General features: G+C 66.5%; 21 protein-coding genes and 1 pseudogene. 11 read left to right on the top strand and 11 right to left on the bottom strand.

Annotated features, from left to right (window positions below; all coding sequences use genetic code 11):
- Window positions 1-16: 16 nt before the first annotated feature.
- Both WMF28_RS30640 and WMF28_RS30635 read left to right on the top strand, forming a co-directional pair.
- Complete coding sequence (locus tag WMF28_RS30640) at window positions 17-139, top strand: hypothetical protein (protein ID WP_437596904.1); 123 nt, start codon at window positions 17-19, stop codon at window positions 137-139.
- 311 nt (window positions 140-450) lie between these two features.
- Window positions 451-1,086, top strand: coding sequence for an HD domain-containing protein (locus WMF28_RS30635; RefSeq protein ID WP_437596903.1), 636 nt, complete (start codon window positions 451-453; stop codon window positions 1,084-1,086).
- A 343-nt stretch (window positions 1,087-1,429) separates the two neighbouring features.
- On the opposite strand, the gene WMF28_RS30630 is transcribed toward WMF28_RS30635, so the two are convergent.
- On the bottom strand, window positions 1,430-2,569 hold the full coding sequence (locus WMF28_RS30630) for a DUF1552 domain-containing protein (RefSeq protein WP_437596902.1): 1,140 nt from the start codon (window positions 2,567-2,569) through the stop codon (window positions 1,430-1,432).
- 55 nt (window positions 2,570-2,624) lie between these two features.
- Between WMF28_RS30630 and WMF28_RS30625 the strand changes: the two genes are divergently transcribed.
- Window positions 2,625-3,014 (top strand): hypothetical protein, encoded by a 390-nt coding sequence (locus WMF28_RS30625; RefSeq protein ID WP_437596901.1) that lies wholly within the window; start codon window positions 2,625-2,627, stop codon window positions 3,012-3,014.
- A 72-nt stretch (window positions 3,015-3,086) separates the two neighbouring features.
- Here the strand turns inward: WMF28_RS30625 and WMF28_RS30620 are convergent, their stop codons facing one another.
- The gene (locus WMF28_RS30620; RefSeq protein ID WP_437596900.1) at window positions 3,087-3,521 is read right to left on the bottom strand and encodes a hypothetical protein; all 435 of its coding nucleotides are present in this window, start codon (window positions 3,519-3,521) and stop codon (window positions 3,087-3,089) included.
- A gap of 80 nt (window positions 3,522-3,601) precedes the next feature.
- Window positions 3,602-4,291, bottom strand: a complete 690-nt coding sequence (locus tag WMF28_RS30615) for a helix-turn-helix domain-containing protein (protein WP_437604326.1) — start codon at window positions 4,289-4,291, stop codon at window positions 3,602-3,604.
- Between WMF28_RS30615 and WMF28_RS30610 the strand changes: the two genes are divergently transcribed.
- The 7 genes from WMF28_RS30610 (at window position 4,190) to WMF28_RS30580 (ending at window position 11,297) form a co-directional block, all read left to right on the top strand.
- On the top strand, window positions 4,190-5,521 hold the full coding sequence (locus tag WMF28_RS30610) for a glycoside hydrolase family 16 protein (RefSeq protein WP_437596899.1): 1,332 nt from the start codon (window positions 4,190-4,192) through the stop codon (window positions 5,519-5,521). The genes WMF28_RS30615 and WMF28_RS30610 overlap by 102 nt on opposite strands.
- A 570-nt stretch (window positions 5,522-6,091) precedes the next feature.
- Window positions 6,092-6,421 (top strand): hypothetical protein, encoded by a 330-nt coding sequence (locus WMF28_RS30605; RefSeq protein WP_437596897.1) that lies wholly within the window; start codon window positions 6,092-6,094, stop codon window positions 6,419-6,421.
- 362 nt (window positions 6,422-6,783) lie between these two features.
- Window positions 6,784-7,035, top strand: coding sequence for a hypothetical protein (locus WMF28_RS30600; RefSeq protein WP_437596896.1), 252 nt, complete (start codon window positions 6,784-6,786; stop codon window positions 7,033-7,035).
- Window positions 7,036-7,126: 91 nt separating this feature from the next.
- The gene (locus WMF28_RS30595) at window positions 7,127-8,635 is read left to right on the top strand and encodes an endo-1,4-beta-xylanase (RefSeq protein WP_437596895.1); all 1,509 of its coding nucleotides are present in this window, start codon (window positions 7,127-7,129) and stop codon (window positions 8,633-8,635) included.
- Window positions 8,636-8,984: 349 nt separating this feature from the next.
- Window positions 8,985-9,239, top strand: coding sequence for a hypothetical protein (locus tag WMF28_RS30590; RefSeq protein ID WP_437596894.1), 255 nt, complete (start codon window positions 8,985-8,987; stop codon window positions 9,237-9,239).
- A gap of 402 nt (window positions 9,240-9,641) precedes the next feature.
- Complete coding sequence (locus WMF28_RS30585; RefSeq protein ID WP_437596893.1) at window positions 9,642-10,577, top strand: glycosyl hydrolase family 18 protein; 936 nt, start codon at window positions 9,642-9,644, stop codon at window positions 10,575-10,577.
- A 60-nt stretch (window positions 10,578-10,637) separates the two neighbouring features.
- The gene (locus WMF28_RS30580) at window positions 10,638-11,297 is read left to right on the top strand and encodes a DUF4360 domain-containing protein (RefSeq protein WP_437596892.1); all 660 of its coding nucleotides are present in this window, start codon (window positions 10,638-10,640) and stop codon (window positions 11,295-11,297) included.
- Between the two features lie 327 nt (window positions 11,298-11,624).
- Here the strand turns inward: WMF28_RS30580 and WMF28_RS30575 are convergent, their stop codons facing one another.
- A complete protein-coding gene (locus WMF28_RS30575; RefSeq protein WP_437596891.1) occupies window positions 11,625-11,903 on the bottom strand; it encodes a hypothetical protein in 279 nt (92 codons plus the stop codon).
- A 14-nt stretch (window positions 11,904-11,917) separates the two neighbouring features.
- The gene (locus WMF28_RS30570) at window positions 11,918-12,154 is read right to left on the bottom strand and encodes a hypothetical protein (protein WP_437596890.1); all 237 of its coding nucleotides are present in this window, start codon (window positions 12,152-12,154) and stop codon (window positions 11,918-11,920) included.
- Between the two features lie 486 nt (window positions 12,155-12,640).
- Here WMF28_RS30570 and WMF28_RS30565 point away from each other — a divergent pair, with 486 nt between their 5' ends.
- Complete coding sequence (locus tag WMF28_RS30565; RefSeq protein ID WP_437604211.1) at window positions 12,641-14,170, top strand: IS1380 family transposase; 1,530 nt, start codon at window positions 12,641-12,643, stop codon at window positions 14,168-14,170.
- A gap of 196 nt (window positions 14,171-14,366) precedes the next feature.
- Here WMF28_RS30565 and WMF28_RS30560 read toward each other — a convergent pair.
- The 6 genes and pseudogenes from WMF28_RS30560 to WMF28_RS30535 all read right to left on the bottom strand — a co-directional run bounded on the left by WMF28_RS30560 (window position 14,367) and on the right by WMF28_RS30535 (window position 21,626).
- Window positions 14,367-15,094: pseudogene (locus WMF28_RS30560) on the bottom strand (class I SAM-dependent methyltransferase).
- Window positions 15,095-15,203: 109 nt separating this feature from the next.
- Window positions 15,204-15,401: a hypothetical protein gene (locus tag WMF28_RS30555; protein ID WP_437596889.1), complete on the bottom strand. Its 198-nt coding sequence runs from the start codon at window positions 15,399-15,401 to the stop codon at window positions 15,204-15,206.
- A gap of 347 nt (window positions 15,402-15,748) precedes the next feature.
- Window positions 15,749-16,045, bottom strand: a complete 297-nt coding sequence (locus WMF28_RS30550) for a DUF3892 domain-containing protein (RefSeq protein ID WP_437596888.1) — start codon at window positions 16,043-16,045, stop codon at window positions 15,749-15,751.
- A gap of 234 nt (window positions 16,046-16,279) precedes the next feature.
- Window positions 16,280-16,438, bottom strand: a complete 159-nt coding sequence (locus tag WMF28_RS30545; RefSeq protein ID WP_437596887.1) for a hypothetical protein — start codon at window positions 16,436-16,438, stop codon at window positions 16,280-16,282.
- A gap of 5 nt (window positions 16,439-16,443) precedes the next feature.
- Complete coding sequence (locus tag WMF28_RS30540; protein WP_437596886.1) at window positions 16,444-19,188, bottom strand: DEAD/DEAH box helicase; 2,745 nt, start codon at window positions 19,186-19,188, stop codon at window positions 16,444-16,446.
- The gene (locus tag WMF28_RS30535; protein WP_437596885.1) at window positions 19,185-21,626 is read right to left on the bottom strand and encodes a dynamin family protein; all 2,442 of its coding nucleotides are present in this window, start codon (window positions 21,624-21,626) and stop codon (window positions 19,185-19,187) included. The genes WMF28_RS30540 and WMF28_RS30535 overlap by 4 nt, the downstream gene beginning before the upstream one ends.
- Window positions 21,627-21,647: the final 21 nt, after the last annotated feature.

Here is a 21,647-nt window from a genome sequence, read left to right as displayed (position 1 = left end):
CATCGCGAGGGCAGCCATGAACGGGATTGTTTTACCTTTTTCTCACCTCTGTATTTCCATTCATCCCGGCAAGGCACAGGCGGACCTGGTGAACAGCACATCGGGTATGCAGTTGACCGAAGCTGGCGGATCCTTCTGATGGTGGTCACGCCGGGTCGCCCGCAGGTTGTTCGGCAAGAAGGGCGGCCGAATGCCGCGGAGCTAAGAGCGCCGAACAAAGCCGGACCGAGCCAGGCAGCCGAGGGCCCAGGTCCTGTGGATGGTGCTGTCATTTGCCCAGAGAGGTTCCACATGAAGACGGGAAGGAGAGAACGTCCTTCAGGTTTTCTTCCCACCTCCCTGCCTTCATGTTCATTCATGTTCAGATGACAGCACCACCGTCCTGTGCCCGGCCGGGCGCGAGGCCGAAGATCCCCTCCGGGCTCGGCGCCACACGAAGGAGAGAGGACCGTGAAGAACGAGATCGCTGGTATCCGCATCCCTGACAGCCGCCTGGCTGCGGAAGCGACCGAGCTCGCGCGGGAGATGTCGGCGCCCTTCCTTTTCAACCACGTCATGCGCACGTACCTCTTCGGCGCGCTGCTCGCGAAGCGGCGCGGGCTCGTGCTCGATCACGAGCTGTTCTACCTCGGGGCGGCGCTCCATGACCTCGGCCTGGCCGAGAGGTTCCGGGGCCCGGAGCGGTACGAGGTCGAAGGCGCAAACGCGGCGAGCGAGTTCCTGAAGCAGCACGGCGTGCCCGAGGAGGCGATCGGCGTCGTGTGGGACGCAATTGCGCTGCACACCGTGAGGGGGGTCCCGCCATACAAGCGGCCCGAGGTGGCGCTGCTTCACGTCGGAACTATCATGGACATCATTGGCAATGATTTGAAGGAGCTCTCTGCGGACGAGGTGGATGAGGTGCTCCAGGCGTACCCGCGTCTCGATTTCAAGCGCGCATTTCCGCAGGCGATCGCTGACATGCTCGCCAGCAAGCCGGAGACCGCCTTCTACAACTTCACGGCCGATATCGCCGAGCGCCTGATCCCGGGCTTTCATGCCCCCAATTTCTACGACGTCATCCTGGCGGCGCCGTTCAAGGAGTGACCGGACCCACGCGTCGAGAACTGTGGCCAGGGTGACAACGAGCTTCCGACGACGCGCGCGGCTCGATCGCCGACGAGGCCGAGATGAGGAGAGGCCGCGGGCGCTCTCCGCGTCATCCGCTTTACAGGGCGAATCGTCGACTGTAACGGAAAATCGCAGACAAGGAAACTGTCTCGCAGCGCACCGGCAGCACTTCTGTCGTACGGGGCCCGGTGGTATCGGGCGACGGTGCGACCGAAAGGCAATGCGCAGGCGGGCTCCGTGATCGCGGACGGGATTGTCCGCGCAGCGCAGGTCGGGGACCTATGATCCGGGCGCGCGACAGGCGCGGGGACGAGACCGCTCAGGAGCTCGCCCTGAGCGCGGTGAACTCGCCTGGATCGTGGAGGGTGGGGGGATTGGTCCCTCCACCGATGAAGTCTTCCGTCCGGTCATACATGCCGAAGTGGGTCACGGGTCCCGGACCGCCCCGCGCCGGGAGACCATCCGCGCCCGCCTTGACCCCGAGGGCGTTCATCAAGTTGCAGTAGTACTTGTTGATCGGCGCGCTGGCGAGCGACGGATCGGTCCCCGTTTCCTGGGAGTACCCGTCGACCTCGTCCGGAGTGCCCTCGGCACACGTGATCTCGCTGTTGCCGGTCGTGAGATCGGGCGAGCCGTCATCGACGTTCACGGCCCAGCCGGTCTTGAAATAGCCGCCGGCGCTGCCGACCTGGACGATCGGCAGGTTGTTGAGGTTGAGGGCGCAGCCGTCCGACATCTCCTGGAACCAGACGGCCGCGCAGTTGTCGAGGAGCGTCCCGTCGCCCTCGTCGATACCGTTCAGCTGCCCGACGAGGTGGGCGAACTTCCTTGCATGGTAGTCGTCGATCGTGAGGAGCATGTCGAGCACACCCGGGACGCAGGGGCCCTGCACTCCCGCGTGGTCCAAGCGACTCGAGAGACCTTCGCTCTCTTGCGTCAGGCCGAGCCCCTTGAAGGTGTAGGCCGCGGGGTACTTCAGGAAGATGACGGGGTTCGCGTTGCACGCCGCCGCGAGCACGGCGAGGTTCGAATAGAGGTCGGCTCCGTCCAGACCGTCCGAGATTCGCCGCGTCAGCCAGTCGTCGACGCTCGGGCGCGTGCTCTGCAGGTCGATGTTTTCTCGCGTCACACCGAGCGCCGCGGCGAGGGACGTGTTGCACTGCGAAGGAACCACCACGTTTCCTGTCGAGTGGAGGAGCTCCTTCCAGGCTGCGAGCTTCTGCTTGTCGGCACGGCTCATGTCGAACCGCTCGAGCGTCTGCAGATCATCCCTCATGATGTCGAGGATGCTCTTGCCGCGCATCGCCGCGTAGGTGTCCGGAGACGTCGGCTTCCCCGCCTCGAAGAGGCCGGTGAGGCTGCTGAAGACCTGCGACGCGGAGATGCTCTTGAAGAGGGTCTCGGCAGCGGAGTAGGAGATCGCCGACTGAGCGTTGTCATTTCCACCAATCGTGTTCATGAACAACGGAACGAGTCAGGAACGGCTCCGAGAATCTTGATTTTGCGGAACGCGTTTGCTTGTCCTATCGGCCTGGATCTTCTGGAACGGCCTCCGGCTCTGTGATCGCGTGAACCTGCAGTGCCGCCTGCGGGGCATGCCCGACGGCGTGCCGCGGGGCCTGGTCATCGCGGCGTGTGTGGCGCGCGTCATCCCGTACATCCAGCTCCTGGCCGGCCCGATCACCTGGCTGTTCGTCGCCATCGCCATGCAGCGCACGGTGAACCGGATCGTCGAGCTCGACGCGCGGACCACGAGCGAGCGCGTGGCGCCGGTCGACGCGGGCGCTGGCGTGTTCGGCGTGCGGTTCCCTGCGGTTCAGGCGCTGCCGCTGCCGGACGACGTCGCCGTCCAGGCGGAGGCGGAGGCCGCGGCGGCGGTCACCGAGCAGCGGCAGCGCCGCTAGGGCGCCGATCGGCTCGGTCGCCTCCAGAGAGAGCGGGAGAAGGCGTTGCTGGCGGCGTGACTCGGGATCGGGTCAGGTAAAGCTGTGCGGGAGCGACGCGCTCGGATCTGCCACCTTGGCGGCCTTGCGACTGGCCTCGAGCGCGGCGGCGAGCGCCGCGTCCTCGAACTCACCACTGAACTGGACGAAGACGCCGACGATATCGGTGGTGCCGTGGCGGAAGACGGTGCCGCTATCGGTGTAGTTCCACACGTCGAAGATGGGCTGACCGCCCTCGGTCACCGTCCAGCGCTCGAGCGGCACCTCGGCCAGACCCTCGAACTTGCCGCAGGGGATCGCGAACGGGTCGTCGCCCTTGATCCCGTACTCCTTCAGCACGGCGCGCAGCTGCGCGACCTCGTGACCCAGGAACTGCTCGACCTTCAACCACGGACCCGCCCAGACGCGCGCGTCCTTGTAGTCGGCGCCGTCGATCTTTCGGTGGTTGGCGAACTGGTACTTGGTCATGGGCCCTCTCTAACACAGGACCGAAGGGCTCGACCAGCAGCGCGAGCCCCGTCGCCGCGCTCCCCGTCCGTGCCGTGCTGCTACGCGGCGTCGCCGTCTTTGAGCGCGCTGGCCACGGCGAGGCGCCTGCCTGCGAAGTACTCCGACGGGGAACAACCCAAGCGCTTGCGAAAGACGCGGTGGCACTGCGCGTAACTGCCGAAGTCGGCTTCGAGGGCAGCTCGCGTCAGCGCCGATCCGCGATCCACGAGCGCGACGAACTTCATCAGCTTGGCCCGCGCGCGGAGCTCGACGAACGGGACCCCCCACTGACCGTGGACGCGGCGGCTCAGCTCACAGGGGCCGGTCCCGAGGCGCTCCGAGAGGGTAGTCGCCGAGACGCCCGGCTCACGCAAGATCTCCTTGAGCGCGCGTCGCGCCGTCACGTGACCGCTGCCCACCCGAGGCTCGGCGTCCGCGAAGAGGCCGACCAGGGACGTCTCGGTGGCGCTCGCACACGCCGTGTGATCGAGCTCGACCAGCCGATCGCGCCAGCTCGACAGCGCCTCCTCGGAGAGCTGGGCTCGCTGACACGAGCGAGGGACGCGCGCTCCCATGGCTCGCTCTGCGAGAGCGGGCGTGAGCGCGAGCACGAACAAGTCGAGATCGTCCGAGGCGTGGAGCAAGACGTGATCCTGTCCTGGGGCGAAACAGGCGAACTGCCCCGGACCAAGCTCGAGGACGTTGCGCCCGATACCGAGGGTCGCGTGCCCGTGCAGCACGACGTTGATCTCCGGTTCGTCGTGAAAGTGACGCGGGCGCGTGTACGAAGGCTGGTACCGCCACGACTGCGCCTGGCGTCCTTCGAGCATGGGAAAGGGCTGGTAAAGAGCCTCGGTCACGTCCGGCAAGATGGATCAGCGAAGCGGCGTCGTCGAGCGCCCGCGCGCAAAAAACGAGATGCAGTCCGCGCCGGCCGCCGGCAAATCGTCGGCATGTTCGCCCGCTGGACGCCGCTCTTGCTCTCCTGCTTCCTCTTGGCTTGTGACACGGGAGAAACGACCCGTACCGGTGACGACACGGGAGGAACCGCTTCGACCGGAGGTGCGCCGGGCGTCGGCGGCTCGGGCTCCGGAGTCGGGGGAGGCGCGTCCTCCACCGGCGGCACGGCCGGTGCGGGCAGCACGGCGGCGGTCAGCGGCTCGGGCAGCACGGCGGCGGTCGGTGGCTCGGGCGGTGCGGGCAGCACGGCGGCGGTCGGTGGCTCGGGCGGTGGCGGCAGCGACGAACCTGCGCCCGACTCGGCGTTCACCCTGCTCTTCCGCGACGAGCTCGACACGCTCGACCCGAGCCGCTGGAGCATCATGACCCACTCCTGGGACACGAACCTGGCGCTCTTTTCCGCGAAGGCGGTGTCGAACGCGGACGGGCGCTTGTCTCTCACCCTGCTTCCCGCGCCCGAGGGCACGACGGACGGCAGTGCACCCAAGTCCTTCCTGGGAGCGGAGGTGCGCTCGGTCGCGACCCTGACGTACGGGCGCGTGCGCACCCGCGCCAAGCTGGCGCGAGGCTCCGCGGTGGTGTCTTCGCTGGTCACCATCTACACGCCGTGGCCGGCCGACAACTGGAACGAGCTGGACATCGAGTGCCTGGGACAGGACCCGTCCCAGGTTCAGTTCAACGCGATGGTCTACACCGGAGCTCCCGTCACGCCACCGGTCACGTCGTCCGTGAGCCCCACGCAGGACCCCACGAAGGTGAGCCTCGGCTTCGATTCGAGCGAGGACTTTCACGTGTATGAGATCGAGTGGACGCCGGAAGGTGCGTTTTTCCGTGTCGACGACGTGCTCCGGCACACCTGGACCAAGCGCATCGACCTGATGACCTTGCCCCAGAACGTACTGCTCACCATCTGGGCGTCGTCGAGCGCTGCGTGGGCGGGGCCCGTCACCGCAGCGACGCGCGGTGCGGCCTCGGTGTACGACTGGATCGAGCTGTACGAGTTCACCCCCGGCGGGTAACGGATGGCATGCCAGTGACCGCCGACGCCGGCGGTCGCGCATGGACGACCGTCCCGGGCGCAGGACGGATGACGGGAAGCAGCGCGGCGCCGTAAGACTCCGCGGCCTCCCGTGGTTGTGAACTGAAACATCGACGCGGCCGCGGCTTCCATCACCCTGTGATGCGTCACTCTCTGCGCGGTCGCTTGGACCAACGGGGCATGCGCTAAGCTCGCTGGTCGCCTCCTACCAATGTATATTCCGGTCAGCGACGACGAATTCTCACCCGCACGACGCAACTCCTCGCTTCGAGCTCCATGAAGCTCAGGGTATCGATGAATCCTGTCGCCAAAGAGCCTGCATGTGCCGATCATGGGGCGGTCCTATGCGACCATCAATTTTGCCAAATTTCGTCACGAAATGAGGGGATCCCTCAGCTATACGGTAGGATGCCTTCCGCTTGGTGCTACGTCGCGGTAATCCCAGGCGTTTCAGGCGTGGAAGACCTGCCTGATCGCATAAGGCCCGTTCTGTCGATGAGCTCGTACAGTCGGACTGCGCGAGTCAGGAACGGCTCCGAGAATCTTTACTTTGCGGAACGCGCTTGCTTGTCCTATCCGCCTCGGCGGCGTCGCCGTCGCTGGCGGCGTCGCCTACGCGGCGCTCGGCCTGAGCGCGCGCGCCGACGCCGGCCGCCTGCGGACGACCTGCCCCCCGCGCTGCGCCGAGGCCGACGTCGACGCGGCGCGGACCAAGGTCATCGCCGCCAACGTCGCGTTCGGCGTCGGCGTGGCGGCGCTCGGCGGCGCCGCGGCCGCGCTCCTCCTGCGCGGCCCCTCGCCCGCCGCGCCCGCCGCCGCCGCGGTGCACGTCGTCCCGCTGCCCGGCGGCGCCACCGCCGCTCTCGGCGCGCGGTCCTGACGCTGCTTCACGCCGCGGGCTCGCGTTCCGGATCGCCACGTCGAGCGCCTGCGCGCGGGTCGCCGTCGGCGCGCCGGAGCCCTCCTTGTAGATCTTCAGCCACAGCGCCGCTTCACGTGCGTGGTTTGCGGCCAGCCACGCTTCGAGCGCGGCCCCTCAGGGGAGCTCTTGATCTTCTTCTTGTCGGGAACGATCGGCGCCATCCCTGCCTCGCAGCGCGTCCCATCCTACGCTGAAGCGGCCGAGACACCAGCGCGGAGATCGTCGCACACCGACTCACCCGACCCGCCGCGCCGGCCCCGCGACGCCCGCCGCCGCCGCCGCGGGGTACGATGTGCGACTCACGCTGCCGACCTGCTGCCGTGTTCCCCAACGACGAGGCAGCCGTGTGCGCGACGCCCGGTGACGAGCGCCCGCGCCACGGAGATCAAGAAGTGTTCAAACTGGCAGATCGCCGCGGGCGGCAGATCGGAATTGACATCCAATATGTGAGCGCTCACAATGGTCTCATCCTTCGATTCTTCCCTGCGTGGGTCGTCATGAGCGCCGGGATCTCCGTCATCGGGTCGATTTTTCCACCGACTCTGTCGTTCGGTCGTCTCGGGCAGTTGTGACGGCGCGCTCGCAGAGGGCAGCGTCTATCCGTAGAGCAAACCGTATTTGGCTTACTTAGCTGTCGAGGAGAACAAAATGAGAATTGGAACGATGCAGGCCTTGCTTGCGGCGGCGACGGGTATCCTCGCCGTGTCGTGCGTCATCGATCCCGAGGAGGCGTACGACGCCGAGACCGAGGAGGGGGGGACCCTCGAGGGCGCCATCACGATCGATGCGAGCGCGACCTACACGATCGTCGGCGTGCAAAGCGGAAAATGCGTCGAGGTGGCTGGAGGCAGCACCGCTGACGGAGCGGGCTTGCAGATCGCCAGCTGCAACGGCTCGACGCGGCAACAGTTCCGTGTGGAGTCGACAGGCGGCGGCTACTACCGCGTCCGCAACGTAGGCAGCAACCGTTGCATGGACGTCGCGGGCGCCTCCACCAGCGACGGCGCCCGCATCCAGCAATACTCCTGCTGGAGCGGGACAAACCAGCAGTGGTCGTTCACGGACGTCGCCGGCGGCGTGCGTCTCACGGCGCGCCACAGCGGCAAGTCCCTGGACGTCTATGGCAGCGCCGACGGCACAGGCATCCAGCAGTGGGGCTGGGCGAACGGCGCAAACCAGAAGTTCTCGCTCCGGGCCGTGGGGAGCGGCTCGAGCAGCAGCTCCAGCAGCTCCAGCAGCTCCAGCAGCTCGGGCGCCGGCGGCGGCGGCTCCGGCGGCGGCGGCGGCTCCGGCGGCGGTGGCGGCGCCACCGGCGGGAAGTTCGTCGGCAACATCACGACCAACGGCGCCGTGCGCGACGGCTTCGCGAGGTACTGGAACCAGATCACGCCCGAGAACGAGGGCAAGTGGGACGCCGTCGAGCGGACGCGCGGGAACAAGAACTGGGCAGCGCTCGACCGGATCTACAACTACGCGAAGGCGAACAACCTCATCTTCAAGCAGCACACGTTCGTGTGGGGTGCCCAGCAGCCGAGCTGGATCGGCGGCCTCTCCGGGTCGGAGCAGCAGGCGGCCGTGAAGGACTGGATGCGTTCGTTCTGCGCGCGCTACCCGGACACGAAGTACATCGACGTTGTCAACGAGCCGCCGCCCCACACGACGCCGAGCTACAAGAACGGCATCGGCGGCGACGGCGCCAGCGGCTACGACTGGATCGTCAACTCGTTCAAGTGGGCGCGCGAGTACTGCCCCAACGCGGTGCTGATCCTCAACGATTACAACAACATCGAGTACCAAGGCGATCACGACAACTTCATGAGGATCGCGCAGGCGGTCATCCGAGCGGGCGCCCCCGTCGACGCCCTCGGCGCGCAGGCCCACGACGCCTACAAGATCAACACGAACACCGTGAAGGGGTACATCGACAGGCTCGCCTCGCTCGGCAAGCCCGTGCACATCACCGAGTACGACATCGGCATCGCGGACGACAACCAGCAGAGGCGGGTGATGGAGGAGCAGTTCACGATGTTCTGGAACCACCCCGCCGTCCCCGGCATCACCCTCTGGGGTTACATCGTCGGCGCCACGTGGCGGGACAACACCGGACTCCAGCATTCGGACGGCAGGATGCGGCCGGCCATGAGCTGGCTCATGAGCTTCCTCGGCCGGTGACGTAACCTCGATCACGAGTTGGGCGGGGCGGCACCGTGCGAGCCCGTGCACGTCTCGCCAGCGCACTTATCGGCGGTTTGAATCTCCCCGCGATCCCCATCCCGCCCCTCGTCGACTGCTCGCTCATCGCTCGACAGCTCGAACGTCGCGGTAATCCCAGGCGTTTCAGGCGTGGAAGACCTGCCTGATAGCATGAGGCCCGTTCTGTCGATGAGCTCGCACAGTCGGACTGCACAAGTCAGGAACGGCTCCGAGAATCTTGACTTTGCGGAACGCGTTTGCTTGTCCTATCCGCCTGTGGCCGTCGGTGTCGTGCGCCGCGCCGGCCATGGAAGGCTCGGAGGAGATCGTGACGGACCCGGGCCTCTGCGACCCGCAGGCAGACATCGCGGCCGGCAGGCTCACCGGGTCCGGGATCAACCCCGATCTCGAGGAGCAGGTCACCTGCGATCCCGAGATCGCGCTCTGCGTGCTCAAGGAGCCGCCGGAAGCGCTGCGCCAAGGCCGCTCATCGGCACGCCACCCCGACGACCGCCGCGCTTCGTACCTCCAGCGTCAACACCGCGTCACCCAGGTGGATCCGTGGTCCCGCGACAACGGATGATTTTGTCGCGGCAGGAAATGCCGTGCCTCGGTACATGGTCAACCCGTTCGTAACCGCATCATCACGCGGCGGACAAGCGAACGGGCTGAACACGCCCTGATCAAATAATCTGAAGGGCTGGTCCCCGTCGCGCCATCAAGTCCATGAGCTGCCCGGATCCGGGAGGCGAGCTGTCCTGTGTGCTCTGGGCCGATGTGCGAAAAGGGTTCTACCATGATGCATAGTTCTATCTTCACTGCTACCGCGATGTCTTTTCTCCTTGTCGCCATCGCCGCGGGCGGAATCGGATGCCTCGATTCCGGATCGTCGCAGGGCGAGGTCGATGTAGGGCACAGCGAATCTGCCGTGTGCGCTGGCTCTCCGGAGTGGCAGGAAGGTCAGTGGTACGAGGAGGGTACCATTGTGAATTACCAGGGATCGGCCTACATCGCCGAGCACGGCAATCCCGGCTATATCCCGACGGTCAGCACGTACTTCTGGGAGCCTTACTCCGCCTGCACCGACACCCCCGAGCCCGGCGCGGTCGGCGCGCTCCCCGCGAAGGTCGTCGCCGGCTACTACCCCAACTGGACGCCGTCGCCCGTCCGCATCCGCGACATCAACAGCAATTACAACCTCATCTACCTCTTCGCCGCGCATCCCGTGGGAGGGCCGCCCGGCACCACCGGCGCCGTCACCTGGACGCCGCCGGGCGACGGCAGGGGAGCGGCGACGCACCTCAAGGAGGACATCCAGTACGCCCGGACGACCCAGGATCGCAGGATCATCCTCTCCATCGGCGGCGCCGGCCAGGGCATGAGCTTCCCGGACCGCGGGAAGTCGCAGACGTTCGTCGACAGCGTGGTCGGCATCTACAACGACCTGGGTGGGTTCGACGGGATCGACTGGAACACCTTCGAGGCCAACCAGAACCCCGACACCGAGGAGATGATCTGGATCAGCCTGGAGCTGAAGCGGCGCTTCCCCGGCTTCATCATCACCGCGCCTCCGGCGCCCTGGAACCCGCGCGACAAGGATTTCTGCAAGGCGATGGTGGACGCCGGCGCCATGGACTACGCCGCCCCGCAGTACTACGACGGCCCCGACCTCGACCAGCAGTCCTACATCGTGGACAACGTGGACCAGTGGGTCTGGCTGCTCGGTCCCACGCACGTGGTCGTGGGCTTCGGGATCTGGGACGCGCAGCACTACATGTCGATCGACGAGGCGATCCCCACGTGGAACGAGGTCGAGGGCAACCACCCGACGCTCCGCGGGGCGTTCGACTGGCAGATCCACACCGACGAGAGCCAGGGTTGGCCGTTCGCCGACCGCATCGGGCCTCTGGTCACGGACTGAAGCGACGCCGCGCGGCCCCCCGGGGGGTAACGCATCGTCCGGTCACCATGAGAGGACGTTATGATACGATTCCAGTTTGCCAACGAGATTTTGAGCCGTCATGTTCGGTCGTGTCTTGCGATGCTGCTTTGTTCCTCCCTGTGCGTCGCGTGCGCCGACACCTCCGACGAAGGCGAGATGGTGGAAAGCGAGCCGGCCGCCCTCGACGGCGGCGACGTGCCTGACCCGAGCCAGGTCTCGATCAAGGCAACTGCTTCCGGCTGCGGAACCATGAATACGCAGGTTGGGGCTGTCAACGCGGAATACGCACTCACGTTCGATGACGCTCGCGGGGGCCGCGACGACTTTGGCACGTACGACGTCGCTTGTGACGTCGAGGTCAGCTATGCGTTTCCAGCGGGCTACACGTTCGATGCGCCGTCCTTGGATGTGTTTGGAGACGTGTATACCGAGGACGCAGCTGTCGTCACGGTTCAAGCAAGCCAATCACTGGCCGGCACGGCCAGCGTCTCCAAGACGTTTGAGAACATCGACACGGACGTCGAAGGGGTGTTCGAGCTGCTCTCTATCCCTGCCGGGGGACAAGCGGGCAGCGCCCCGTGTGGTGCCACCTCGGCTACGGTCGACGTGCAGCTCCGCGCCACGATCGGTGGCACGGGAAGAGCATCCGTCGAGTTTAACTATATTGATGGGCTGATCCGCTGGCGCCGCTGTCAATGAACCGACCCAGGGCCTGCCGTCGCGTCAACCGCTCGCGCTGTCTTGTCACCCTGCGATCAGGCCGCGCTCAAGTCCCAGCGAAAACCCTTCCCGGGAAGCACGCCAGCAGGGTTCAGCTATAAGGTAGGATGCCTTCCGCTTGGTGCTACGTCGCGGTAATCCCAGGCGTTTCAGGCGTGGAAGACCTGCCTGAGCGCACAAGGCCCGTTCTGTCGATGAGCTCATACGGTCGGTCTGCACGAGTCAGGAACGGCTCCGAGAATCTTTACTTTGCGGAACGCGTTTGCTTGTTCGGCGGGGTCCCCGTCTTCACGGGCCGGCGTTGGGTCAAGACGGAATCTCGTCGTCAGCGGCGCCGCCGGGGGACATCGTGTCAGGAAGGGCGGCGCTGTAGATCTCGATGGCGTTGTGCACCTCGCGAATGGCGTCGATGATGTGGTGGGCGGCGCGTGTGCCGGGTGGAGGCCGAGGTTCGGTACCACTCTCCGGGGGCGCGTAGAGCTCGGGGTGCCTGGCGAGTAGAACCTGCACGAGGAAGAGGAGCGTCGCGTCGATGAGCGCGAGCGGCTCGGCGACGGGCAAGGACACCGCGGGGGAGCGGAGCATGGCGCGCATCTCCTTCAGCGCTTGCGCGGCTTGGGCTTGGGAGACTGGCCAAAGAGATCGAGGTAGAGCTTCTCGTCGAGGCGCGGCAGCTCGCGGTCCGCGGCGACGGCGAGCATCTCGTCGGCGAGGTTCATCATCACGCGGTAGTTGCCGGTGGCGTGGTCGGCGAGCGTGGCCTTGAGCTCGGTGGTCATGAGGCTCGGGTTGCCGGCCCGTGGCGGGCGCGCCGTCGCCCGCGGGTCTTGGCTCATGAGGGCCTCCTCACGAGCGACGTCTCGTCGTCGCTCCCGTGTTCGACCCTACATCGCCGCGGAATCCCCGCGGAGATCACATGGCACGTCCACCGGGAGACGGGTGCGACCCATCTTTTGTTGGAGGCACGTCCACCGGGAGATGGGTGCGACCCATCTTTTGTTGGAGGCACGTCCACCGGGAGATGGGTGCGACCCATCTTTTGTTGGAGGCACGTCCACCGGGAGATGGGTGCGACCCATCTCCCGCGTGGACGTGCCAGCTCACCCGGATGGGTTCACAGCATGCCGGCCGCCCCGGGCGGGGGCGCCGGGATAGCTTCGGGCTTCCTGGCGCGGGCTCTTCGACGGGACCTCGCGAGGTCGTCGACCCTTCTAGCCCTCGATCAAGCGCGTCGAAATCGCTTCGTAGCGGGATCAAAATGAAAAGCCCGGGTGTTCGTCGAGTTGCTGAAGCTTGACACAAAACACCCGGAGGCTTTTCAGGTGAAGGATCGACGAAATTGGGCCGAAAGTGAAGCGAGAAAGATCGCGCGCCGACTGAAGCCCGTCGAGGGCGGACGCGAGCCGCGTGGAACGGGTCCCGAGTTCGCTGCACGCACGATTCGTTACGAGGCGTCCGACCGGGTTCACGCCATCCCCTGTGGCGGGCTCGGGGCCATTCATCAACTGGCCTGGAAGGTCGGGCTGGTGACCGCGCTCGACACGAGGCTGCCGATCTTGAAGCGCCGGCGCCCGTACAGCGAGGCCGACCATGTTCTCAACATTGCCTATAATTTCCTGTGCGGCGGAGCGGTGCTCGATGACATCGAGGTGCGCCGCAACGACAGGGCGTTCCTCGATGCGCTCGGTGCGCGTACGATCCCGGATCCCACCACTGCGGGCGACTTCTGCAGGCGCTTCGGGGCCGAGCAGATCCAGGGCCTGATGGACGTCGTGAACGACGTGCGCGTCGGCGTCTGGCAGAGGCAGTCGCAGGCGTTCTTCGAGCAGACGGCGCGAATCGACGCGGACGGCTCGCTCGTCGCCACCAGCGGTGAGTGCAAGCAGGGCATGGACATCGCGTACAACGGAATATGGGGCTACCACCCGCTTGTGGTCTCGCTGGCGAACACCGGGGAGCCGCTGTTCGTCGTCAACCGCAGCGGGAACCGACCTTCCGAGGAGAGAGCGCCCGAATTCTTCGCGCGCGCGATCACGCTCTGCCGTCGCGCCGGCTGGACGGACATCCTGCTGCGCGGCGACACGGCCTTCTCGCAGGCCGCGTACTTCGACCGTTGGCACGACGACGGCGTACGCTTCGTGTTCGGGTACGATGCCTACAAGCCGATGGTGGCACGCGCTGAAGGTGACGATGTGAGCGATTATCAAGAGCTCGTTCGCAAGGCCGACACCCTCTTCGAGGAGAGCAAGCGGCGCGCGAAGCAACCACGCATCAAGGAGCAGATCGTCCGTGAGCGCGAGTATCGTAATATGCGCCTCGAGCGTGAGGAGTTGGCGGAATTCGAGCATCGACCCACCAAGGCGGCGCGATCGTACCGCTTCGTCGTGCTTCGCAAGACGATCGTTGAGGAAAGGGGCCAGCGGTACCTGGGACAGACCTTCCGCTACTTTTTCTACGTGACCAACGATCGCGAGATGACGTGCGAGCAGGTCGTCCGCGAGGCCAACTGCCGCTGCAACCAGGAAAATCTGCTCGCGCAATTGAAGAGCGGCGTCCCGGCGTTGCGCGCCCCGCTGAACACGCTCGAGTCGAACTGGGCCTATATGGTGATCGCGTCGCTCGCGTGGTCGCTCAAGGCTTGGTTCTCTTTGCTCATGCCCACGGCGCCGCGATGGCACGAAGCACACCAAGCCGATCGAGAGCGCGTTCTGCGCATGGAATTCCGCTCCTTCGTGCAGCGTTTCATTCTCGTTCCGGCGCAGATCCTCCATACCGGTCGAACTCTCGTCTATCGGCTCCTTGCCTGGCGTCCCGAGCTGCCCATCTTCTTCCGCTTCCTTGATGCGCTCTGACGGCCGGGGCTGCCCGACGCACTGAGGCACGGGCAGCCCGACCGCGAACCCACAACCTCGAACCACGAAACGAGGGATCCTTGACCAGCCGCAGCGACGATCACCGAATCCCGGCTCTCCGGCAGGACGGATCCGCTCGGCGATTCGAGACGGCGGTTCGGCCCATTTCGAGGGTCGCCAAGCGCTTGTTTGAGGTCTAGCGCTGGGCGGCCACCAGCAGGAAGACTGGCCGCTCGCGCTCCTCCGCGAGCTCCGGCAGGGCGGCGATCTGCGCTTCGGTCGGGCCCCATTCTCCACGTGCGAGATGACGAAGCCTGCGCGGATGAGCGCGTTGAGCGTGGCGCCCAGGGTGCGGTGCTGCTTCACCACGCCCTCGGCCAGCCAGTTCGTCGTGCGCGGGCCTTCCGCCAGATAGCCATCGACTGGCCAGGTCTTGCGCCCGTCCGCCTCGACGCGCCAGCCGGGTCGGCTCGGCGCCGTGTAGATCGGGTGCTCGACCGAGAAGACCAGGCGCCCTCCAGGCGCCAGGGCCCGGTGTACCGCGGCGAGCAGCCCGCCGAGGTGCTCGATGTAGTGCAGGGCGAGGGAGCTGTACGCGAAATCGAACGCCGCCTCCGGCAGGTCGAGGCGCTCCAGATCCGTCCGCGTATAGAGGATCGCCTCGTCCGAGGTCTCTGACCTGGCCCGCTGCAGCATGCGCTCGGACACGTCCAGGCCGAGCACAGAAGCTGCGCCGTTCTCGCGCGCCCACCGGCAGAACCAGCCGAACCCGCAGCCAAGGTCCACCACGCGCAGGCCCGTCAGGTCGGGCACGAGGGCCTGAAGGGCAGGCCACTCCGGCGCGCCGTCAAGGCCCTCGACGGACCGGCGAAGCTGGCTGTAGGCCTCGAAGAATCCGGGATCGTCGTAGATGTTCTGGGTCACGGCTCACGTCTCCGCGGGCCACGCAGATAGCCGGCCCGAGCCTCGCCGTCGCCGGTTTTCGGGGGGCGTCAGGCAGGCGGTCCCGGGTCGCGCTTCGGGATGGACCAGCTCAACGTCGTCCGCTCTCCCGTTCCCAGCGCTCCTGCGCCGCGATCGCGTCGTCTGCGGCATGGACACCCGAGACGAAGAGCTCCGCGTCCGCAGGGTCGTCCAGGTTCACGCCTAACCCGAGCAGCACGGCGCGGTGGCGCGGCGGGACGGTGCGGAGGATCTCGGCGGCGGAGCGGGGATAGCGGGCGGAAGGCACACCGCGAGCATACCAGACATTGAGGGTAGGCTGCGCGGCCACGCGGCTGGTTCGAGCCTGGCTCAAGCTGACGAGCTGACGAGAGCGTGTCCAGGCGAACCGGGGGGGAGCCGCGGGTTGAGCGCGCCACCGCGCGGCTGGCTAGCCGCGTGGTCGCGGTACGAGCGTGAGCGGTAGGTATCCGGGTGACAGGTGTCGCGCTACATGGTGCCAGAGCAGACAGCACGGCCGCGGCGCGGATGGCTGGGCAGGGCCCAACTGCCATCCGCTGTCAACGAACGATGGTCGGCAATTGAAGCGCGTGCAGCGGCGCATCTCTCCGCCTCTCCGCGTGGCGGGCCTATCGTTCAGCCACGTGGCAGATTCTCGAGATTGTTCTTGGTTGTATGATCTGGGTCAGTGGTGAGGTATGGCTTGTGACCGCAGTTCGACTTTGGGCAATGTCCCCTTTTCTTGATCTTTGCCTTGGGTTCATTTTTTACTTCCGTATACCATTCGTGGCCTTCGTCGAGGCTGTCGACCACCTCCTTGTTCGTGTAGAACGCTTCAGTCTTCGTCACCACACCGATGATATGTTCGTGAGTATTTCCATCCTTGTTCGTGACGCTCTGCTTCCGAATCTTCGTGACGTAATATGTTGACATGTTATGACCTCCTTGAGAGAGTCGCCGAGCTAATTGTCTATGACTATGCGCAGTGTACAGGTGGCCTCGTCGTGGTGACGTTGGCCCGTTCCGTGTTTCTGCCTGGAGCTTGCCTGGAGCTGTTCATCGTGGCACCTTCATGCTCCGCTTCGGCGCGCTCGTGGCCGCTTTATCGCCCTCCGTACACAATTACCTCTCGGTTCCAGACCTCGCGCATCATCCAGTCGCACGGCTTCAGCGTGTGGCCAGCATCCGCGGCCTGCTGCAGATCGTCGGCTGCATAATCGTGTTGGGCTGCGTCCGGTGGAGCTCGTACAGGAGATTAAGGTTCTTAATCACCTCCGCGTCTGCGAAGCCGAGCTCCGCCTCCTCGCGCAGCGGCGTTGTCTCCATCGACCTCAAGAGACCACCGCCGCCAAGAGCGGCGTCACCGCGTGCACCACCCGCGCCTCCCGATCCGCGTCCGTCGGACGGCGCAGCTCGTTCCACAGATCCGCCTCGGCCTTCTGCATCGCCGCCAAAAGCGCCGGCGCCTCCTCCGCCTCGCGCCGCACCGTCGCCCGCACCAGCACGCGCACCAGGTCGCCCTTCGCGCGCGCCTTCACCGGCGTCACTTGCCCGTCCGCGGCCATCGCATAGGCGTGCAGCGTCGTCGCATGCTCCGTATACGAGCCCTGCTCCCAGCGCATCGACTGCCGAGCAAGGACCAAGACGCCGAACAGCCCTTCGTGCGGGCGCAGCGCTCCATCCGGCCAGCGCACGTGCGCGGCGCCCACCGGGGCTTCTGGCAGACCCTGCGCCCGTAGTGCGCGGGTCACGGGGAGCACGTTGGTGCCGAGCTGTTCGGCCTTCACGCCGTCGTCGCGCACGACCGGCATGCCACCGTAATCGCCGGCGGCCCAGGGCGAGCCCTCGATCGCAAGGACGTGCGCGGCCTTGGACGTTTCCACGACTTCGCCGTTCTGCTCCAGGAAGTGCAGCGCCGAGAAGCCTTCGGCGCGCTTGGCGCCGAGGTGGTCCTCGACCAACGCTGCTAGATCGGCCCACGTCGCCTGCCCGGGGTCGAGCCCACGGATCTCGTTCTGCTGCTTGGCGTAGCGGCTGTGAAAGCCCTTCCACTGGTTGAAGCCGCGTGTCACCAGATCGGCGATCTTCTCGCGTTCCTCGGGGCTCAGTGGACCGACCGGGCCCTGGACGAGGATGTCGGAGAGCTCTTCGGGTGGCACCAGCGACATCACCCGGCCGAAGAGCGCCTCGAAGCGCTCCTCCGGCACGAGGGTGCTCGCGATCGTCTTCAGTTTTTCGCGAGCGCACGCGTACGTGTCCACCTCACGGCTGTCCTTGACCACGATCGTATCTACTAAGATAGTCCGCTTCGAAAGAAAGCGGTGCACACGACCGACGCGCTGCTCCAGATCCATGGGATTCCAGGGGACATCGAGGTGCACTAAATGGCGGGCGACCTGGAGGTTGATGCCCTCGCCACCCGCCCGCGACGACACAAGGTATCTCGGGCCGTTCGGGTCCCAGAAGCGCTGTATCTGTTCGGCGCGCTCCTCCTCGGACTGACCTCCAAGGATCAGCGCCGGCCGGTGTCCCGTCTTGCGCGCGAGCCAGCCTGCCACGGCCGTCACCGTCTCGATCGGCTGCGCGAAGAGGACCACTTTCTCTTCGCCGGCGGGTCGCAGCACGCGCTCAAAGACGAAGTCCCATTTGGCATCACCCGACGCGCCGTGAATGGCGACGCCGTCGCGCAGGAGCTCGGAAAGCAGCGCGAGATCCGGGCGCCAGCGGCCTTCCTCATCCATCTCCTCGATGTCTTCCACATCGGCCTGATCGAACTGCTGTTTGACCTCGTCCGCGATACGCGCGAAGAGGCGGTCGATCGGCTCGTCCGGTACGCCGCGCCGGTAGGGGCGTATCGCGCCGATGGCCTCACGCAGCCCCGGCAACGACTCCAGCTTACAGCCGGCGCGAAGCGCCTGCCGTACCAAGTAGCCGAGACCTGCCTGCACGCTTGATGTGGCCCACTGAAGCGCCTGACCGGCTCGCCATCCCGCGGCACGTCGTTGCGCCGATCGGTCCGCTGCCGCGCGGCTGCCCGGTTCGAACAGCTCGTGAATATCAGCGAGCCATCGGCGGTGCTCAGGGCCCAAGTCGAGAACGAGAGGTGGATTGACACGACGGCCAGGGAAGAGCGGTTGACCATCCCAGTCACGCACGTCCTCTTTCGTGCGATAGAGCACGCGGCCAGCAAGCTGCGACTCGACCTCTCCCTTGGCCTGCAACAGCCGCAGGAGGTTGCGAAAGCGGTCCGGGTGGCCCTGGTGCGGCGTGCCGCTCATGAGAAGGAGGCGGCCATCCTCGCCGAGGCGCTCCGCGAGCTTCTGCACCAGCTTGTACTGCGCCACGGGGCTTCCACCGCCGGGGGCCCAGTCCGAGAGGTGGTGGCACTCGTCGACCACGATCATGTCCCACGGCGGCGCCGCCAGGACCTCATCGATCCGGCCCTTGTGGCAGGCGCGATGGATGCTCGCGACGACGCGTGCGTCGTCGAGCGTGGCGTCGCGCTCGCCCGTCGACACCCAACAGCGGAAGAGAAGATCGAGCTTCGAAAGCTCGCTCCGGACGTTGCGCACGAGGCGTGCAGGAGCGAGGTAAAGCACCCGCGCGCCGGGCCGCTCCGTGACGAGCGCCTTGATCAAGAGCGCGGCCTCCACCGTCTTACCCAGGCCGACCTCATCCGCAAGCAGCACGCGGCGGAGCGAGGGCTGCTCGCGGATGTGCTGCACCATGCTCGCCTGGTGGGCGAGCGTCACAATCGGCTGCGCGTCCAGCCGTCGCTGCGGATCCTCGACGATCAGGAACCACGCCGCGAGGCGCGCGAGGCTCCGGCGCGTCAGCGCCGACCAGTTATCACTCGGAGGCGTGGCGAGCAGATCGGACGGCGAGGGGCACGCCTGCACACGGCGAGCGTCCACGTTCATCTCCACGCCGGAGGGCGCCGTTTCGCTCGGTGCCCAGAAGCGACGCGGAGGGCGGATCAGATCCAGCTCCTCGATGCCGAAGTTGTCGTAGCGTCTGAGCAGGGCGTAGAGCTGAGGCTCACCCGCCTTTCGGAAGAGCACGCGCGCGGCGCTCATGCGTACACCGCGTAGCTCGCGCCCCTCGGGCGAGCGTCGAGGATTGCGTCGATCTCCGCCAGCACGCGCTTGCGGCGTTGGGCGTCGCTGCGACGCACGCTATCCTCATGGGAGCGCACGATGGCGTCGCGCGCTCCGTCCAGCGGGTTCCGGTAGGCGTTGAAGCGGCCCGCGATCTCCTGTTCGACTTCGCGGTAGTTGCCGAGAAGAATTTCTGTCGCGATGGGCTGTCCTACTTTAACCACCTCTTCCGCGAGCTCGCCGTAGAGCTCGAGGATGCGCCGTTTTACCCCGAGGCCGTGGTTACTGCCCTCCAACACGAATCGTTCGCACCGCCTTCGAACCTTCTTCACGAGCTCCTCGTAGAGCTGCGTCCGGACCTTGCCCTTGAGCTCGTCGACGGCATCTTTGCCGATCGAAGAGAGATCCTTCGTCTGCGCCGTGAGGTTGTCGTGCAGTGCCTCGACGAAGCGAGGCTGCACGCGCGCGTCTTGACCGCGCGCCCACGCGACCACCTCCCCGACCATCTCCACATAGTCCTGACCGAGCACCGAGGTGCGCTTGCGCAGCGCCGCGAGGATCTGCTTCGACCAGATCACCGCGACCGGCTCCTCGAAGCGGAGCGCCAGCTCGCTCGGCAGGTCGATCCGCTTGCCCTTCGAGTTGACGTGCGCGCCGCCCTTGCGCACGGTGGCGGCCAGCGTTCCCCAGGGGAGCTCACCGAGCCGGCGCAGGTAACGGTTGATCTCTTCCCGCGCGACGTGCGCCGCCGACTGCACCTCGCTCTGAATCAGCGTCGAGACGCTCTCGTGAAGAAACTCCCGAAAGGCGCCTCGTCGCGCGTCGAGCTCTCGCTGCCGAGGGGCTAGAAACGCCTCGAGGTCATCGCTCAGCGCCTGTGCCTCACGCTCGGCTCGCTCGTCCGCCTCCCACTGCGCGCGAACCATCGAGATGGCCGCGTCGATGCGCTCCCGGAAGCTCTTGGCGGCGTCCGCGGCGCGGGCGCGGAGACGCTCGCGGTGGGCGATGGCGAGGTCGTGGAGCGCCGCGCGCACCGCGGGGATGCCCGACTCTTCTGCGCTGTCGATGCGCGGCGGAGCGTCCTTCCGGGGCACTTGGAACGACCGGAATTGGGGGGCCGAAACGGCGTGCGCCTGCATCGTCTCGAGCACCCGAGCGAGGACGGCGGCGCGGTCCGATCTAAGCGTCTCGTGGCCATCGGCAGCGAGTTTATCGAGCTCCTGCCGCACCTGCGCCCGCATGAGCTCGATGGCGCGACCGCGGAGCTCGCGAAAGTGAACGCTCCATGACCGCGCCCCCACCTCGTCAAAATCGGTCTCGTCGTGCCAAGCGCTGTCCGCGGACTGGTCGACCTTCACCATGATCGTCGAGAGCGACACGGGGTCGACGCCCGGCTCGTTGCCGTCGAGGAGTAGCCGATTCAGGAAGCCGGTCGATCGGAGCAGCTCGGCGCTCGCCTCGGTGATGCCCGCGCGATCGACGACGAGCGCGATGGCGCGCGCTCGCACGCGCACCCACTCCGCGGTGACCCGGCGGTACTCGTCATTGGCGACGCCGACGCCGGGCAGGTCGACAAGCACGAGCCCATCCCTGAGGACGTCGGCGTTCCAGCCGACCTCGAGTCGCTGGATGAGTGGAGCCAGATAGCCGGAGGCGTGGTCGCGCAGATCCATGAGCAGCTCCCGCATGTCACCCTGAGCGTGCCGCTCGCGGTGGACGCCTTCGTTCCGCGCGAGCTGGAGGCAAGCGCGGAGGCACTCGATGCGGGCGGCGTCGTCGGGCGTGGGCGCTCGGCCCCAGCGCGCCGGCAGGCCGAGCGCGGCGCGGAGGGCATCCATCAAGTACGTCGTGTCGATCTCGCCCTCCTGCCGTCCCTGGATCATCAGGCGCACCTGGTGCCGGTAGGCGTCCAGCTTGTCGCAGGGGCCTTCCGCGCGGCCGCTCTCGTCGAGCATCGGCAGGGTGGCCTCGGCCTCTCGCCGATCCTCCTCGTCGAGCTGCGTCGCGACGTCGTCGGCGCCGCTCCCGGCGATGGTCGCGGTGCGTTCGTGAGCGCGTTCCAGCGCGAAGAGCACCTTGTTCAACACTTTGGCCGGGAAGTAGCTTGCCCGAAAGTACGGCGATTCCGCGTATCGGACGACCGTCGCTTGGGCTGTCAGCGGTCCGACACCACCGTGAGGAAGGATATTGTAGCGATCGGAGACCAGCGCGTTCAGGAGCGTGCTCTTGCCGACGCCGGCGGCGCCCAGAAAACAGACAGCGACCTCTTCACCCACTGTCTTCGACAGCTGCTCGAGCCGGATCGCCTGCGCATCGATGGCCGGAAGGTCCTGGCCCGCATGCAGCTCCAGAAAGGCGCGGGCGCGCCGCGTGTACCAGTCGAGGAGATCTAACCCGTGAGCGTGAGGAATTGACATGCAGGCCCTCCCAGGCGCCGC

The sequence above is a fragment of the Sorangium sp. So ce590 genome (genome assembly GCF_051521365.1).
Taxonomy (GTDB): Bacteria; Myxococcota_A; Polyangia; order Polyangiales; family Polyangiaceae; genus Sorangium.
The sequence above is the reverse complement of the archived record's forward strand: the minus strand, read 5'-3'. Positions and strand labels throughout refer to the sequence as shown.

Bases quoted from the DNA above. Each gene is read 5' to 3' on its own strand.
- WMF28_RS30640 (WP_437596904.1), top strand. From the start codon at position 17: ATGAACGGGATTGTTTTACCTTTTTCTCACCTCTGTATTTCCATTCAT.
- WMF28_RS30630 (WP_437596902.1), bottom strand. From the start codon at position 2,569: ATGAACACGATTGGTGGAAATGACAACGCTCAGTCGGCGATCTCCTAC.
- WMF28_RS30620 (WP_437596900.1), bottom strand. From the start codon at position 3,521: ATGACCAAGTACCAGTTCGCCAACCACCGAAAGATCGACGGCGCCGAC.
- WMF28_RS30595 (WP_437596895.1), top strand. From the start codon at position 7,127: ATGCAGGCCTTGCTTGCGGCGGCGACGGGTATCCTCGCCGTGTCGTGC.
- WMF28_RS30580 (WP_437596892.1), top strand. From the start codon at position 10,638: ATGATACGATTCCAGTTTGCCAACGAGATTTTGAGCCGTCATGTTCGG.
- WMF28_RS30575 (WP_437596891.1), bottom strand. From the start codon at position 11,903: ATGCTCCGCTCCCCCGCGGTGTCCTTGCCCGTCGCCGAGCCGCTCGCG.
- WMF28_RS30570 (WP_437596890.1), bottom strand. From the start codon at position 12,154: ATGAGCCAAGACCCGCGGGCGACGGCGCGCCCGCCACGGGCCGGCAAC.
- WMF28_RS30550 (WP_437596888.1), bottom strand. From the start codon at position 16,045: ATGTCAACATATTACGTCACGAAGATTCGGAAGCAGAGCGTCACGAAC.
- WMF28_RS30545 (WP_437596887.1), bottom strand. From the start codon at position 16,438: ATGGAGACAACGCCGCTGCGCGAGGAGGCGGAGCTCGGCTTCGCAGAC.
- WMF28_RS30540 (WP_437596886.1), bottom strand. From the start codon at position 19,188: ATGAGCGCCGCGCGCGTGCTCTTCCGAAAGGCGGGTGAGCCTCAGCTC.
- WMF28_RS30535 (WP_437596885.1), bottom strand. From the start codon at position 21,626: ATGTCAATTCCTCACGCTCACGGGTTAGATCTCCTCGACTGGTACACG.